Source organism: Candidatus Methylacidithermus pantelleriae, from assembly GCF_905250085.1.
Lineage (GTDB): Bacteria > Verrucomicrobiota > Verrucomicrobiia > Methylacidiphilales > Methylacidiphilaceae > Methylacidithermus > Methylacidithermus pantelleriae.
Genome location: NZ_CAJNOB010000067.1, coordinates 71,729 through 88,285 on the forward strand (window position 1 = coordinate 71,729; position 16,557 = coordinate 88,285).

Here is a 16,557-nt window from a genome sequence, read left to right on the forward strand (position 1 = left end):
GCGCTTTATAGTGTCAGAGGAAGGCGTGCGTGGCAAACATACTCCAAGAGCTTGAGCAACGGATTGTCATCGGCAACGGTGCCATCGGCACCTACCTGTATGCTTTGGGGATTCCGCGGGGTTTTTGCCTGGAAGCTCTCAACCTTACGCGGCCGGACCTTGTAACCAAGGTCTACCAGGACTACGTGGCTGCAGGGGCCAGGGTTTTGGAGACCAACTCGTCTGGCGCCAATCCCATTGGTCTTTCCCGGTACGGTCTATCCGATCAGGCAGTCCAACTCTGCCACAAGGCCGTCGAGCTAGTGAGAAAAGTCGTCGAGGGGAAACCCTGTTTTATTGCAGGGACGACTGGCCCGATCGTGTTGCGGTCGACGGAGCCTCCCATCTCAGTCGAGGAGCGGCGGGAGGCCTACCGGGTCCAGATTGCAGCTCTCTGGGAGGCCGGTTGCGATCTATTACTTTTGAAGACCTTTACCGACTTGGCGGATCTCCTCCTAGCGATACGTACGGCCAAAGAGCTTGGCGTCCATCCGATATGGGCTTCCGTAGCACCTACCGAAGAAGGAAGGCTTTCGAGCGGGGAGGACGTGGGTGAGGCCCTTGCAAGCTTGCGCCAAGCCGGAGCTTCCATTGTGGGCGTTAACGGCGCTTGTGGGGTCCAGGCAACCCTGCATCTTTTGGAGCAATTGGAGCTCGAGGCAAGCGATCTTGTTTCCGCGTTCCCAAATGCCGGAAAACCTGAATTCTATGAGGGTCAACTCTTTTACGGTGCCAGCCCCCAGTACTTTGCTTCCTATTTGCCTCGGTTCGTTGCTGAGGGAGCTCGCTTAATCGGAGGCGATTACGGAACCGATCCCTCCCACATTGCTGCGATGGTGGCCGTAGCGGGTTCCCTGCGTCCGGTGGGGGCTAAGCCCAGGCGGCGGAGGGTTTTCTTGCGTGAGCCCACGGAGGAGGGGCCTTCGCGGGGCTTTTCGTGGCGCGAAGAATCCCTGTTGGAACGGCTCAAGCGAAAAACGGTCAGTATCGTCGAACTGGACTCGCCCAAAACCTTAGCAATGGAACGGTTTCTCGAAGGAGTGAGTGCTCTAGAGGAAGCCGGAGCTGATGCCATCAGTCTTGCTGATAATTCCCTGGCCATTCTTCGTGTCAGCAACGTGGCGGCTGCGGTTTGTGTTCGACAAAGATCCTCCCTCATCCCAGTTCTCCACATTGCATGTCGTGATCGGAATCTTCTGGGACTGCAGTCGGAACTTATGGGACTTGGGGTACTTGGGTTCCGCCATGTGCTTGCCCTCACCGGGGATCCGGCAAAGGCCGGGGATCACCCCGGTGCTACTTCGGTGTACGATTTGAATTCGGTGGGGCTCATCCGGTTGTTGGCAGGTCTTAACCGGGGGGTGAATGCGGTTGGAAAGGACCTTAAGGGAAAGACCGATTTTGTCATCGGCTGTGCCTTTAACCCCAACGCGCGTCAGATCGAATCCCAAAGGCGGAAACTCGAGTCAAAACTTCAAGCCGGCGCTCAGTTTGTTATGACGCAGCCGGTGTTTGACACGAGATTAGTGAAAGAGACCGCCCGAATGCTTGGGCCGCTGGGTGTCCCCGTATTTATCGGGGTCTTGCCTCTTTTGAGTTACCGGAACGCTGAGTTTCTGCACAACGAGGTTCCAGGAATTGTGATCCCTGAGGCCGTACGCGAACGACTCCTTTTCCTTGAAGGGCCGCGGGCAATGGAGGCGGGGCTAGCATTAGCAGTGGAAATAGCGAGGGAAATTCTCTCCCATTTCCGCGGCATCTATATCATCACTCCGCTTTTGCGATACGAGTTATCCGTTCGGCTTTTGGGACAACTGGGCCTTTCGCCAGGTGAAATGCGGGTTGCCAAAGAAAAAGGCAAAGGGGCTGTGTAATGGCTCGAGCAACCCCAGTGCGTGAGCAAGGAAGGGGGTTATTTGGATCCGAAAGCTTGCGATCCCAACCGCCTACTGGCAGACCGCAACACGCTCGCGATGCCTGTACCGCAAGACCCCAGGATCCCGGATGGGTCCGGCGTTGTCACTATCGAGCGTGGCCTATCGCAACGGGATACCTTTTTTGAAACAAAAATTTCCTTTCTTGCACACGCTTACCCGGTTGGTGTTGAAGAATGCCGCCTTGCGGCTCATCGGCGTCATCTCGAAATACAAGGGGGGTTTCCCCGGGGGCAGTGCGTCCAGAAGGTCTCTTGGCCGTGGTTTCCTTTTGACAGGCGAAGATGGTTCTCGTTTTTCCACGGCGAGCCCTTGAAAGGCTTAGTCTTGCGCGGGGGTGTTAGAACTTTCTCAAACCCCATTGAGAAACTCTGACGTGGGAGGGAGAGGTAAGAGATGCGCGTCGCCGTCCGGGTGACCTGCACGCTTGGGGGACCGGCTGGATGATGAAAAGGGTTGGGCAGCTTGGAAAACTACCCATGGAAGGCAGGATTTGATCCGCCGTGTACTTGCGCGAATCGGGCGCTTCCGGCCAAGCCAGACCCTGGGGTTGGTGTGGAGAGCAATAGCATAGGGCCGGAGATGCGTGAGCGCGTGGTTCCCGAAGAAGGTCCTTGAGTGACAGCTGAAAATGGCCAAGTCAGTTGTGCGGCCGGTGCCATGGGGAGCCAGTCCGGCTAGTCCGTGCCAGCAATGACGAACGTTCGATGCTGAGTTCCACAAACTGGATTGGGTCGGCCCGAGAGGAGAGTAAGGTGTGCCTCTCCAAAGTGGCTAACCAGGTGGACCAGGCAGGAACACGGCGGCAGAATTTCTCCTGCGTCCGGGTGAGGGAAAGCCAGCCTGGGATCGGGCACTCTCAAATCCACCCTGTAGGGACGGCCGCGCGATCTTGCGGGAAGTGGGAGCAAACACGGCACGACTTAAGACATGCAGTGGATCTGGCGGCTGGCCAGGAGGCGGAATTTCTCCCGTGGACTGCAAAGGGACTTCTGCGGGCTACGGGATGCGCTCCAATTGCAAAAAAGAACGCGCCCAAAAATGGCCTGCCGTGGAAGTGGGGAAAGCTTGAGTTGCCTTCCTTCGAATCATCTGGGAGGCTCTAATGGCCGTCGGAGCTAAGAGGGCTCAGGAGGCTATGTGGTGGGAATTTCCAGTAAGCTGGCATGAATTGGCTCGGGGGTGTTGAACCTTTCGGCCATGGAGCCGTTTAAGCCATACGTGCCCAATCAGGACTGCCACGTGCTTTTTTCCCCAGGGACTGGCTGCCCTCGGACGAGTTGGCTTACTTCATCGACGAGATGGTCGGCTAGCTTGATCTCTCCGCCATCTTCCGGGCCTAGCAAGGCGGAAACCGGGGCTAGCCTCCTTAGCGTCGGGTGATGATGGTGAAGGTGTGGCTCCAACGCCTAGCCCCAGAACATCCGCTTTTCCCGCCGGTTGGAGCGGGCCCTGCACGAGGACATCGCCTTGCGGGATGCTGTCGCACAGTTATCCGTCGGACCACGGGACGCTTTCGGCATTGCGCCGGCCAGAGCTCGAGGCCCGGGAGAGAGCTATTCATCCGGACGTTCCAGCTGGGCCAGGTGGCGCTGGACGGCACCAAGATCAAGGCGTAGGCCTCCAAGCATGGCGGCCATGAGCTACGCCTGGATGCAACAGGAAAAGCAGCGGCTGCGGGAAGAGATTGCGCGTTAGTTCGCTCGGGTGGAGGCGAAAGATCGGGAAAAGGACCGGCTCTTTCGGGGAGACCGGCGGGGCGATGAGTTGTGGGAGAGTGTGCGGACGGTTGAGAAGCGCCGGGCAGAGGCGGAAAAGGGCGGCCGGACGTACCGGCTTCGAAAGGATCCCAAGCAAACCAAGGCCTCGCCAAAGGCACAGCGGAACTTGACCGACCCGGACTCCCGGATCATGACGGAGGCCGAGGGGGGCCTTTCGGGGTATAACGTCCAGGCGGTGGTCGATGCCGAGACGCAGATCATCGGGGCGGCGGACCTCATCAACCACGCGGCCGATACTCCGCAGCTATTGGCCATGGTCGACGAAGTCGAAGCGAACATGGGTCGACAGTCTGAGGCATTGCTGGCCGATGCCGGGTACTTCGACACGGTGCCCATTGAAGCGCTGCAAGCTTGCGGGATTCGGGTCTTGATTCCGCCGGACAAGATGGCTCACCGCCTGCATCGTACTGGGTCCACCTCTTGCGGCTTGCCCTCCCGAGGGCGTCGTGCTGCGGGAGCGGATCCGACGCCTCTTGCGGTCGCCGGAGGTGCTCGAACGGTACCGCCAGCGGGAACCGTCGCTGGAGCCAGTATTCGAGCTAGTCAATGAGGTGCCGAGGTCTTCGGCATTTTTGTTGCAGGGCCTGGAGTGGGTCTGAGCCCTTTGGCGGTTTCGACTGTGCGGTGCACAACCTCAACCTCTTGAAGCTCTATCGGGCCAGAGTGCGGTTCAGACGCACCGCTCCGACGTCCGAGATGAGTCCCCAGCGGGTCCAGGAAAGGGAATGGGCTTTCCTTAGGAGCGGCGTAACTCCGCATGTGGCAGCCTCATCCGCACCATGAGCCACTGCTCTCCCTCGCTCTCTTCTTCGGGGTAGCCGGGTGAAAACCCACAAAGGCTTCTAGGGTGAACTCTTTCAGTTTAATGTTGAGAGTCGAGGAGGGTGATACGACGCATTCCTTCGCGTTTGCTAGCCCTCCTCCGTGGGGAAACGGGGTAGGACTGTCTATGACTCTCGAAACCAGTGTACACGCGTTCCGGTTGCAAGTGTTAGCCCGTGCGCAGGCCCTGGGGAACCTCAGCCAAGCCTGCCAGGAGTTCGGGATCTCCTAGGACCCTCTTCTACCGCTCGCGGTGGCACTTCCTGGCCTATGGATCTGACGGGGTGTACCCCCGGCGCCGCCGGCCCTCGCATATGGCAGCCCAGTAGCCTGGGGAGCTCCTCTGCCTGGACACGTTTTACATCGGCAAACTCTAAGGGTGTGGGCAAGGCGCGGCAGTACAGGGCCGAGGTCAGCCCCGAGTTCTCGGCAGAGGCGGCGGCGTGTGCTGGAGACGCCACCCTGCGCTTCTAGGACGAGCAGCGGCTGCGGACGCGAACTCCAGACGAGCTCTCCTGGGGGGCGGCTCCTGGGCGCGCCGCTGTCGTGAGCTAATCGCATAAGCGACTCTGGGGAGGTCAAAGTGTGAGCACCCTTTCGAGTCTGGACACACTTGTGAGCGCCGGGCACCCCGGCGCACGGAATGGGTGCGGCTGTGGGTATCTCCGTCTTGAGCGCGATCGCCGTGGAGGTCTACTGGCCCCTGGGGGCGGCCACGCGCCGCCATCCATCTCGAGCTCCGAGCACTCCTCGCACAGCTGATCGAAGAGGGGGCGGAGACACCGCATCAGACGGTGACCTTCGGTGCTAGCTGTCGGGAGCGTCGCAGGTGCCGCTTTCGGGTCGCCCCGAAAGGCGCGCCGCTGCGGCATTAACGACAGGACGCGGCGGTGACACCAAGGGGGAACGTCTTAAAATCCTCGTGGCTTTGGGCCGTGTGGGTTTGAATCCCATCGCCCGGCATGGACTTAACCGCTCTCGCCTTCCGTTCTCTGCCTCCGGATGTGCGCCAAACTGTGGGCTGGACGTTTTTTCGTGGTGGCGGGCACAGGCCCACCCGGACCCCAGCGCAGCGTTTGCCTGCGGTCATCGGCTTGACAGGGGGCAGACAAGTCGGTAGGCTTCCGTTTTTGCCCCAGGGCTGGAGGGCCGCTTGGCCAAGACGAGCCTCGCCATCTGTGGCATCCACGGGAAGATCGGGCAGGGTGAATCGTTCACAAACGATCGCTTCCCTGACCTCAAGGTCGACTACGCTCTCGCCAACGCGGCGTTCAACATGAAGCGCTGGGCGGGGGACCAAGCGCGAGAGGCTCGCCGGTGTAAGTTTGGGGTGCCGCCCGCCGGCAACGCCAACTTCGCCTGGGTGCACCACATCGTCCACCACCTGGAGCCCGTGGGAGCGGCCGGCTTCGTCCTCGCCAACGGGTCGATGTCCTCCATCTACTACTCGGCCCAGATCCCCGGCTGCCTGTGGTTCCTCGCGCGTGACAAGAAGAACGGACGCCTCCGCGACCGCCGTGGCCAGGTCCTCTTCATCGACGCTTGCAAGTTGGGGCGGATGGTGGCTCGCACCCACCGCGAGCTCACCGAGGAGGACATCCGGAAGGTCGCCGATACCTATCACGCCTGGCGCGGGGAGAAGGACGCGGGCGAGTACCGGGACGTCCCCGGCTTTTGCAAGAGCGCTCCGTTTTCGGAGCTCGGCAGGCACGGCTTCGTGCTCACGCCGGGTCGCTACGTGGGCGCGCCGCCCCAGGAAGACGGCGGCGAGCCGTTCGAGGCACTGGCCCTTCTGGATAGAATCCTAGATCGTAAGCCTCTCAGAGCCAGCAGTCGTAAGGAGTAAGTTCAATGCCACGCAAAAGGAAGACGCATCCGACGGACTCCGACGGAGTGCGCGACTTTCGGCACTCCAAGGCTCGGCGCAAGAACAATCCCCCTGCCGGCGACGCGCCCACCTACGAAGTCCGCGAGCGCCAAACCACACGTTACGCCTACGACCCCCACCTCGGCCCGCAACTGGTTTGGGCGGGCAAGAAGGAGCATACCTCCTTCGAGGTGGATGTGGTCTCGCTGCACATTCACGAGCGCATCTCCACCAAAGCCATCTTGAACGCGGTGCGCCGCCCCGAACCGCCGCAACCGGACCTCTTCGGCGAAACGCTCCTGCCCGCGGACCAGCAGATCGAGTTCTATCAGCACGAGGTAGGCTGGGCCAACCGGCTCATCCTGGGCGATAACCTGCTGGTGATGAACTCTCTTCTGGTCAAAGGAGGTAAGGGAGATGATCACTACCTTAGCGTTGTTTGCAGTTCTTCTCATGTTGGTAGCCAGCGCCGTCATCGCCTGGTTGGCGATATACCAGCGCAAGAGAGGGCATGAAGCACAGCCGCCAGGAGCCGACGAAGCACAGCAAGAAGTGGGCGAAATGCGACCACCGACGCTAGCGACAGAGGACCAACTCACTACAGGACAAGAAGGAGCGCCAATAGCGCAGGGCAAGACAGTCGAAAGGAGAGAAAGCCCAACCTACGGCAGCACAGGAAGTAGAACGGACAGTTCCGAAGGAGACCCAGCTAAGAGCAGTACCGGAAGCCAAAGTCGCGACATCAGAGGAAACTGAATCCTCAGCCGTGCAGGGAGCCGAAGAGATAGAAGAGGAGGAAACGCAATCCCAAGTAGCCGAGGCAATACAATCAGTAGCGGCGGAAACTAAGCAAGTAATAGAAAGCAGGGCTCGAGCGACCACGCCAGAAGAGCTTCAGCCGACATTGGGAGAAAAAGTCCAACCGCAGGTAGGGGAGAAATCGCAGCCGACGCGGCCAATACAAGGAACGCCGAGAGCGAAAGGAGAGCGGCGAAAACCTGTACATAGAGGGGGCAGACCTCGCGGTCCGACCCAGTCCCGGGAAAGGCGTGCAACCCGAGAAACGGCATCTGGCCGTCCGAAGTCCGAAATCGTTTGCTGGAAGATGGCAGGACAATGGTTCATCGGGGTAGAAGTGGCAGAGGATCTACTCGGAGAAGCGGATAATTGGGAGGTTTATCAAGGTGACTCGCCATTACCGCGCGATGCGTCGAGAGGAGGCTGTTGGTATCTTAACTCTATCTCTAGTGAGGTGACAATCCAATGGAACCAAGGAGACGGAATCGAGAAGGTCAATGTCACTTTGGGTCAGGATGGTTACCTTCTCTTCAAGCTTAGCGGTGAAAATCTTAACCGAGGACGACTGGTCAAGTCGGCATCATCCGGATCGTATCTTGCCGTTGCCCCTGATTCGTGGGAGCGTGACGAGATCGTGGGGGGCGCTCCGCCAGTGATGCCAGAGCCTGTGTCCATTGTTGGACATAGGGCCCACTTTTTTGACCTTCAAAAGGGCGGTGAGACAGGGATTGCTTTTCGCACAGCTGAGGGGGATCATATAACCGTTCCTTTGAGTTCAGTACGCTTCGACCTTGTGGGAGTGCAACTGGACGATATGAGTGAGGGTGAAGGCCCACTTTTTAGCGAGCCACCGAGAATCCGTGTTCTGGATAAAAAGGCATGGAAAGGAGTGAAGACCATCGTTATTGGAGAGGAGGGTGTCGGTGGAGGAAAATGGCGTCAAGAATTTTACCCCGACACTGATGGCCAAGAGCAGGAATTGCCTTCCGAAATTCGAAATAGAAAGGGAGGATGGTTCTTTCTCAGATTCTACGATGCAAAGGATGAGCTGATAGAGAGCATGGACTTTAGGTTTCTAAGTGGGCTCAAAAACATCAGTGTTCCCAGATTATCTCCGCTCCCTTCCGAGCAGGGACATAAGCCCGCTCGCGTGCAACTTTTTCATGAGCCTGGGATTATGATACAAGCAACAGAGGACTTACCGAAGATTCCGATTGAACGTGAAGGTAGCCAAACCATCCTCACAATTCCCCCTAATTACGGATCTGACGTAACTCGGTGGTTGGTGGGCTACGAAGATGGGCCGAAAGTCAAGGTGACCGTTTTAGTGGAAAGACTCTGGTGGAGTCTTGGGGAAGAGGCTGCTGAACCGGTGCAATGGGAGGATAAACCCCTGCCTCTTTCACTCGATTACCTCACCGCAATTTCAAAGAAAGCAATGTGGTTGCGTTTTCCAAAATGCCGATGGGTGGACACCATCTTTGTGGGCTTTGAACGGCCGAAGGCCAGGCAGTATTCCATAAAAGTGGCAGAGAAGACGCTTGCTGTGCCGCTTCGCGAATTCGCTGATGCAAAAGAAGCGATGGATCAAACCCAAGACCAGCGATTGAAGGTCTGGATCAAACGCCACGGCGAGGAGATGGAGGGGGTTGTTGCTGTTATACGGGCAATACCGCTACAAAAATGGGTTGGGTTTGGCAGATATAAGACGGCGGTGGCAAGAGCAGAGCTTCAACACGGTTCGGGGAAGATCACCGTCAACGGGTCTCCTATAGTCCAGTACTTTAGAGAAGCTCCGCTCAAGGCTAGGCGCTTTCTGGAGCGTCTGCAAGAATTGCCAGAAGCAAGTGAGGCGTTTTCCCAACTGGATGCATGCGTTAAGGTTAGGGGAAGTAGCCCGAACACGATGAGGCAAGCGAAAGCAGTAGCACATGCACTGGCGCGAGCCTTGATGAAGTACGATCCGGAATTGAAACCTTTCCTAAAACGCCAGGGTTTTGGGGGCGTTACAGTGCCAAGCATGTGCTGGATGAGGGATCGTCAATGAACCCGATAGAATTGTCCAACCAAATTGAGGAAGGATATCGTCGGTACCTGAAGACTACTTTCTACTTTAGGGACCCGGATCTCAGGAAGTCCTTCGAGGAGGCTTTGGACTCCGGGCGTCTGAGCAAAGGTCCCTATCTTGAAGCCACACCGGTCTTCAAGCGTGGGCAGACACCGCGAGTCTTGTTTGGAAGCCTCCTCGGATTCCAGCCGGACGAGGGATTCCTAAAAGCAATGCAGGGTGACAGACCACTCTATCGGCACCAGGAGGAAGCCATCCGGCGTGTATCCAACGGGTTCAACGCGATCGTCGCCACTGGAACTGGAAGTGGGAAGACCGAAGCGTTTCTCTACCCTATTCTGCTTCATCTTTATCGGGAATTTCGGGAAGGTAAATTGGGCCCGGGGGTGCGCGTGTTGATTCTGTACCCGATGAACGCGCTGGCCAACGATCAGCGAGAGCGCATGGGAGAGATTTGCAAACGACTTAAAGACTCCAACTCACCGTTCCGATTCACCTTTGGACAATACATCGGGGAGACCCCGGAGGATGAGAACGACTCCCAGCGCCACGCGAAAGATCATCTCGCGGAGCGAAAAGGCTACTCCATTGTTGAGAATGGGAGAGTGGTACATGGAGAGCTGGTTTTAAGATCCGAGATGCGGACTACACCACCGCACGTCCTGCTGACCAACTACTCTATGCTTGAGTATCTGCTACTTCGCCCTAACGATAGTCCTCTGTTTGACAACGGACGTGCCCGTTGGTGGACGTTTTTAGTGCTGGACGAAGCGCATCAATACCGCGGATCGCGGGGCATCGAGATGGCCATGCTCCTGCGGCGTCTCAAGCAACGACTCAGGGAAGGCGGCCGGACAGAACCCTTTCGCTGTATCGCCACCAGTGCCACATTGATGGGCGGAGAGCAAGACAAAGCCGCCGTCGCCCAATTTGCCTCCGACCTATTTGGTGAGCCTTTCCACGAAGAGGACGTCATCTTAGGTGAGCCGGAACCCATACCTGAGCCGGGAACGGCGAGACTCGACCGTGAGGACTACAGGGTTCTTAAGGCACTCCTCGCTGGCGTGGGAAACGATGCGAGTGCCCTGACTAGAATGGCAGGGAAGATCGGTGTCTCTCTCGCCGCCGAGGATGATCTCAAGAAGAAGGTGGGGAAGCTTCTCCAAAGTGATAGCCGGTCCGCAACCCTTCGTCGTAGCATCACGGGTAATCCCACAGAGGTTCAGAAAATCGCTGATCAAATTTTTGACGACGTACCGAAAGAGGAACGGGTGCCTGCTCTCTGCCAGTTAGTCGATCTCCTTGTCCGCGCCCAAGACCGTTCCTCCGGTGCGTCGCTACTGTCCGCACGCTACCACCTTTTTCTCCGGTCTCTTGAGGGAGCGTTTGTCTCTTATTGGCCCGAGAAGCAAGTTTTTCTGGACCGAAAAACAGAGCGCACGGCCTTTGAAGTTGCCCTGTGCCGGGAATGCGGTCAGCATTACTTTGTCGCCCAAAAGAATTTCCGGGGCGGTAAAGTCCAGGAGGCTATTCGTGACCCAAACGATGTGGACTTCGGAGCAACGTTCCTGCGTCCTATTGAGAACGAGGGAGAGGGAAGCGAGGAGGACGAAAACGACAATTCCGCAAACAAAGCGGTGTTTTCCCTTTGTGTTCAATGTGGAGAAGCACACCGCACTAAGCCTTCGTGTGGACATGAGCACTTTATCCGAGTTGTCAAAGAGGACCCACCTGGAGACGAGGACCGAGCAGACCAACTGCAAAAGTGCGGTGCCTGTGGATATGCTGCTGCCGGTCGCGACCCGGTCAGGGAAGTAGTGCATGGCACTGACGGTCCTCATGCGGTTATCGCAACAACGCTTTATAGAGCACTTCCAGAGGGGCGGAAGAAAGTGCTCGCCTTTGCAGACGGACGCCAGGAGGCGGCCTTCTTCGCCTGGTACCTCGAAGACTCTTATCGAGACATTCTGAGCCGCAACTTGCTCTTGCGAGTCTCACGGAAACTGTCTCCGCATACACAGGAAGGTTTATCTCTGCGAGAATTGGCTAGCGAGCTCCGAAACTTATTCCTCGAGCAGCAGGTCTTTCCCCCGGCTACTGGTGACCTGGAATTACGTCGCAAGGCGTGGATTAGCCTGTATCGGGAGTTCCTGACTCACGAGCCAAGGATTTCTCTTGAAGGGGTTGGCCTGGTTCGCTGGTCCATCAAATGGCCTGGTTTGTTTGAGATTCCGCAGGTACTCAAAAATCCTCCTTGGTCACTGACTGAACAGGAAGCGAGTGATCTAGTGTTTATCCTGCTGGACACGATGAGAACCGACGGGGCGGTAGAGTTGCGGACTGAGGATGGCATCTCCCTGAGCTGGAGCGATCTCAACCTCCAGGCTTCACAGATGCGTTTCGGTATCGGCCCGCCACGGGGAAAAAAGCATGTGCGCAGTTGGGATGGCAATCAGGGAAAACGGGCTCAGTTTTTGGCCAAGTTTCTCATGGGATTAGGAGAAGGTCTGTCCGAGCAAGAAGCACTCGATCAAGCGGTAACAGTGCTGAGGGAGATTTGGGAAGCTCTTCGTCAGTCCGATGAGAAGGCTCCTTCCTCTCTGGATCGCCATCGCCTCTTATTACCTGTTGACGACGGGCGCAGACTGAATCCAGACTGGTGGAGGCTGCATCTAATACGGGATAAAGACACCCTGTTTCAATGTGATACCTGTGGGCGTCTTCAAGCGGTTTCGGTGCGCGGTGTGTGTCCAAGACATCGTTGTTCCGGCATTCTAAAACCAGTGCAGGTTCATGACTTGGAACCGAACCATTACCGCCTGCTCTACCAGGAAAACCTTCCCGGAATCCTCAGAGTGGAAGAGCACACTGCACAGCTGGATAAAGAAAAAGCCCGCGAATTCCAGCGGGAGTTTAAGGATGGCAAAATCCACGTTCTGAGTTGCTCAACGACTTTTGAATTGGGTGTGGACTTGGGCGACCTGGATACTATTTTCTTGCGCAATGTTCCGCCCGAAGCCTTTAATTACGCCCAGCGGGTGGGTCGGGCTGGGCGTCGTAGCGAATATCCTGGATTTGCCATTACCTACTGTCGGCGGAGCCCGCATGACCTTTACCACTTTTCCCAGCCTGAACGAATGCTCAAGGGCATCGTTCGGCCTCCGGTCTTGAGTCTGCATAACGAAAAAATTATCACCCGCCATATCACAGCAGTGGCGCTCTCGCGCTTTTTCCGAGAGTTTCCTGAAAGATTCGAAGCCGTTAAGAACCTATTTGTCAACTTAGAAAATCCCTGCGGCGTTACCGATTTCGGAGCCTTTCTTCTCCAGCACAGAGCGGAACTGGAGGAATCCTTGCGTGCAATCGTCCCGCCTCACATGTTGGGTGAAGTTGGATTGGATGACGGGGGATGGATCGAGAGAATTACGGGAAAGGAAGGCCGCTTCTCCCTTGCCGAGGCTGAAGTCTCCAGCGATTACCGAATTGTCAAGGAGCTAGAAAGAACGGCGGCGACTCGGGGAAAATACAAGACGGCGGAGTGGGCAAAAGCAAGAGCGAGGGCAATATCCGAAGAGGACGTCCTTTCTTTCCTATCCCGGAAGGCTGTAATACCAAAGTACGGATTCCCTGTGGATGTCGTTGAATTGGATACCCAAAGAACACAACAAAACCAAGAAGCCTTTGAAGTGATGCTTCAAAGAGATCTCAGCATTGCCATTTCTGAATTTGCCCCCACGAGCAAGCTGGTTGCAAACAAAAAAGTGTGGACTTCTCACGGGCTCAAGAGGGTAGCCGAGAAGGAGTGGCCACGGAAGTTTTACAAACGATGTGCAAGCCATAATGTGTTCCTTCAGTGGGAGTACGGCGAAGATGAACCTCCGACACCCTGTGGTGATCGACTGGTGGTATCTCAATATATTGTTCCACGCTTTGGGTTCGTGACCGATCGAGACAAACCGAAGGAACCAAAATCCCGAACCGCAAGGGTATTCTCAACACGCCCGTATTTTGCCGGTCCTCTTGGTCCTGAACCGGGTACCGTCAGGTTCCCCAACCCTGAGACTCCTTTGATTACCGTCAGGAAGGCCTCCCCGGGCCTTATGGTCGTTTTATGCGAAGGCCGCCGTGGAGAGGGGTTCTACATCTGCAAAGAATGTGGTGCGGGGTTTAGAGATCGTCCAAGAACGCATAAGACGCCCTACGGTCATGATTGCCGAGGGACATTGGAACAGGTCTCACTTGGTCATGAGTTCGTGACGGATGTATTGCAACTTCAGTTTCATCTACAATGTGAGAATGGAGTTGATCCTATCTGGTTTACATACTCGCTTGCGTATGCTCTGGTAGAAGGCGCTGCGGAGGTATTAGAAGTTCCATCCACCGACCTCAGCGCGACGGTAGCCTATAGCGAGCAGTATCCGGTTCTTCCCATCATCTTATACGACGATGTACCCGGGGGGGCAGGACTTGTTGCCCGGCTTGAAGAGGAGGAGGTGCTAAGGGCTTGTCTGGAATCTGCTCAGAAAAGGGTCAGTGGCCAATGCGGGTGCGGCGAAAACACGAGTTGTTATGGGTGTCCGAGAAGGTACCGGAATCAATTTGCCCATCAGCATCTGCAGCGTGGTGCGGTGATGAAGTATCTCAAAAGATTGCTTTCGGGATGGCGGTAGAGTCTTATGCTACACGAGGTAGGTAAGTGAAATGTGGAAAAGGAGGCCGCCCGAGCGGCTGCGAAAGATGCTGGACACCCGTCGGCAAAGGCGGAGTGGGAGGGCGAAGGAGATCCTCCTGGAAAAGACAATCGATGGGTGGTGTCGCTGGGGACGCTGAACGAGGGCTGGGATGCCCAGAACGTCACCCAAATTGTGGGTCTGCGCGCGTTCACGTCGTCGCAGCTCCTGTGTGAGCAGGTGATGGGGCGCGGGCTGCGCCGCACGAACTACGATGACTTCTCCGAACCCGAATATGTGGACGTCTACGGCGTGCCCTTTGAGGTGATCCCGGTCAAGAAGAAGCCGATCAGCCGAACGGAAGTGCAGAAGGTGTCCACCCTGGTGCGGGCGCTTCCCGAACGCAAATACCTGGAGCTCACGTTCCCCCGGGTGGAAGGCTATGTCTTTGATGTGCCCCAGCGTATCAAGATCAATCTGGAAGAGGTACCCTATTTGACCATAGATCCATCCCACGAGCCGACCGAGGTGGTGGCCAAACCCGCCGCCGGATACCGCGTCGGCCGCCCGGACCGCCTCGGCCCCGGGCCGGAAGTTCTTCACGATCGTAACCCGTTCCACCACGAAAAGCGCCTGCAGGCGACGGTGTACGTGATCGCCGCCGAGATCACCCGCCGGCTCAAGGAGAAACGGGAGGAGTGGCAAGCCCGCCATGTGCTCTTCCCCCAGGTATTGGATATCGTTTGGCGCTACCTGGAGGAGCGGGTTGTGGTCGCCGAAGATGTGGTCCTCGAGGAGGTGGCTCTACTCAAATACAAGCAGCGCATCATCGAGCGGCTGACGGAGGCCATCGAGCCCGACGCGGAGGCCGGAGAGCCCCCTCTCTTGCCAGTCATCGAGCGCTTCCGCCCGGTGGGGTCCACCTCTGAAGTGCTCTTCCGCACCGTGCGCCCCACGGTGGGCACGACGAAGAGCCACATCAGCCATGTGGTGCTCGATGCGCCCACGTGGGAGCACAGCGTGGCCTATCGGCTTGAACGGATGCCCGAAGTCATCGCCTATGCGCGCAACGACCACCTGGACTTCACCATCCCCTACGAGTGGCAGGGGGTGCGGCACGAGTCTCGCCCTGACTACCTCATCCGCTGGCGTTGCGAGGACAGCCGGGAAATGAAGATTATCCTCGAGGTCAAGGGCTTTGAGACCGAGCAGGATCGGCAGAAGGAAGCTGCCGCGAAGCGCTGGGTGCGGGCGGTCAATCATCACGGCGGGTTTGGGCAATGGGCCTTCGTGGTGTGCAGGGATCCTTCGCAACTTGGGAGTATCCTTGCCAGGGAGGCTGCTCAAGTTCGTAGCAGCAGAAGATAGCCAGCGCACCTTTGATGTAGGGACAGGACAGGGAAGCCTAGGAGTAAGCTCAACGGCAGCAAGAAGAAGCCGCTGACCATCAAAAGTTACTTTTGCAACAAGAGTATTCACCGATATCCGATCTGACCTGGAGTGGGCATTCCTGGATACCCTCTATCAGGGTGGCTACCGCTTTCCAGATGAGGCTCAGAGGGGAATCTCAGACCCACGGTGCGTTGTGGACTTCTTCTACAAGCCAAACGTCTGTGTATTCTGTGACGGATCGGTACATGAGGAACCAAACCAGCAGGCTCGCGACAACGAGATCCGCCGTCGACTCCGCGCCAGGGGCTACCGGGTCGTGGTCATTCGGTACGATCAGGATCTCAAAGAGCAGATACAGCGTTACCCTGATGTATTTGGCGCATCTTAGAACCGTCTTCTTGGACAAGGCATGAGAAGAGATAAAAGAAAGGATCGATAATCGGAAGTCAGTGTGGCTAGTACACCTTGAGCCTCTTGTACACCGATTCCGACTTGGTTCGGTAACAGAATATCCAACGGAAGGGAGAGTTTGTTGATAAACCAGTGCATAAAAGCCAACATCACTCTCCCACCTTCCCGTTTGTTCTACGTTTAACCCTCCCCTTGCCTTGACCCCGCAAAAAGCCGCTCTGGCGACCCAAGATCGCGGTGTGGATGAGCAGGGCTAGAAAGAGGACTAATGCCACTGCATTAAGCAACCCACCCCAGCGGCGTACGTCTACAGCCACTAGGAGATCACCACCAATACGCAGTGCAAGCGACAGATTCCCCCACCCCAGCGGCATCCGCTGATCTTCCACACCTTCGATAGCCTTAGCCTGACTTCGACACTTTTTCACCGACATTGTGATTTATCAATTACTTACGGAAAGTATGTAGTACGTAATAGATGAAATAATATGTTGACGTGTATTTGTTGTGTTTGGCATACAAGAGTGCGTAGTGTACTTTTGCGAGGTCAAGTCGCGGCAGAAGGGGAAGGTTTACAAGAGCTATTTTATCCGAGAGTCGTATCGGACCGAGAAAGGGCCGCGTTCCCGGACGATCTGCAATGTCACCGCGCTACCCGAAGAGGTCCGGGAGCTGATTCGTTTGGGCTTGCAGGGGAAGAAGGTCGTCGAGGTTGAGAAGCTGGGACTGGAGGAGCAATCGGACTTCGGGGGTCTGGCGGTTTTGCGGGAGGCAT

General features: G+C 56.9%; 10 protein-coding genes and 2 pseudogenes. 11 read left to right on the forward strand and 1 reads right to left on the reverse strand.

Translation table 11 applies throughout. The features are described from left to right. Positions 1-29 precede the first annotated feature (29 nt). The 10 genes and pseudogenes from KK925_RS10295 (at position 30) to KK925_RS11520 (ending at position 15,759) form a co-directional block, all read left to right on the forward strand. Positions 30-1,913 (forward strand): bifunctional homocysteine S-methyltransferase/methylenetetrahydrofolate reductase, encoded by a 1,884-nt coding sequence (locus tag KK925_RS10295; RefSeq protein WP_174582547.1) that lies wholly within the window; start codon positions 30-32, stop codon positions 1,911-1,913. 767 nt (positions 1,914-2,680) lie between these two features. Next, complete coding sequence (locus KK925_RS10300; RefSeq protein WP_214096500.1) at positions 2,681-3,079, forward strand: hypothetical protein; 399 nt, start codon at positions 2,681-2,683, stop codon at positions 3,077-3,079. 601 nt (positions 3,080-3,680) lie between these two features. Continuing rightward, positions 3,681-4,304, forward strand: coding sequence for a transposase (locus KK925_RS10305; RefSeq protein WP_174582549.1), 624 nt, complete (start codon positions 3,681-3,683; stop codon positions 4,302-4,304). Positions 4,305-4,619: 315 nt separating this feature from the next. Further along, entirely contained in the window at positions 4,620-4,808 is a 189-nt protein-coding gene (locus KK925_RS10310; RefSeq protein WP_174582550.1) for a hypothetical protein, read from the forward strand. A gap of 918 nt (positions 4,809-5,726) precedes the next feature. Further along, positions 5,727-6,422 (forward strand): annotated as a pseudogene (locus tag KK925_RS10315) (N-6 DNA methylase); the annotation flags it as partial. Positions 6,423-6,427: 5 nt separating this feature from the next. Then, complete coding sequence (locus tag KK925_RS10320; RefSeq protein WP_174582551.1) at positions 6,428-6,958, forward strand: hypothetical protein; 531 nt, start codon at positions 6,428-6,430, stop codon at positions 6,956-6,958. A gap of 1,172 nt (positions 6,959-8,130) precedes the next feature. After that, entirely contained in the window at positions 8,131-9,288 is a 1,158-nt protein-coding gene (gene rpsI / locus KK925_RS10325; protein WP_214096501.1) for a 30S ribosomal protein S9, read from the forward strand. A gap of 233 nt (positions 9,289-9,521) precedes the next feature. Further along, complete coding sequence (locus KK925_RS10330) at positions 9,522-13,979, forward strand: DEAD/DEAH box helicase (protein WP_174582553.1); 4,458 nt, start codon at positions 9,522-9,524, stop codon at positions 13,977-13,979. Between the two features lie 52 nt (positions 13,980-14,031). Then, a pseudogene (locus KK925_RS10335) lies at positions 14,032-15,347 on the forward strand (restriction endonuclease); the annotation flags it as partial. Between the two features lie 142 nt (positions 15,348-15,489). Further along, positions 15,490-15,759, forward strand: a complete 270-nt coding sequence (locus KK925_RS11520; protein ID WP_407929055.1) for a DUF559 domain-containing protein — start codon at positions 15,490-15,492, stop codon at positions 15,757-15,759. Positions 15,760-15,931: 172 nt separating this feature from the next. Here the strand turns inward: KK925_RS11520 and KK925_RS10345 are convergent, their stop codons facing one another. Continuing rightward, entirely contained in the window at positions 15,932-16,216 is a 285-nt protein-coding gene (locus tag KK925_RS10345) for a hypothetical protein (RefSeq protein WP_214096503.1), read from the reverse strand. 97 nt (positions 16,217-16,313) lie between these two features. On the opposite strand from KK925_RS10345, the gene KK925_RS10350 reads away from it, so the two are divergent. Continuing rightward, positions 16,314-16,557 (forward strand): hypothetical protein (locus KK925_RS10350; protein WP_456237187.1); only part of this gene is annotated, 244 nt, incomplete at its 3' end.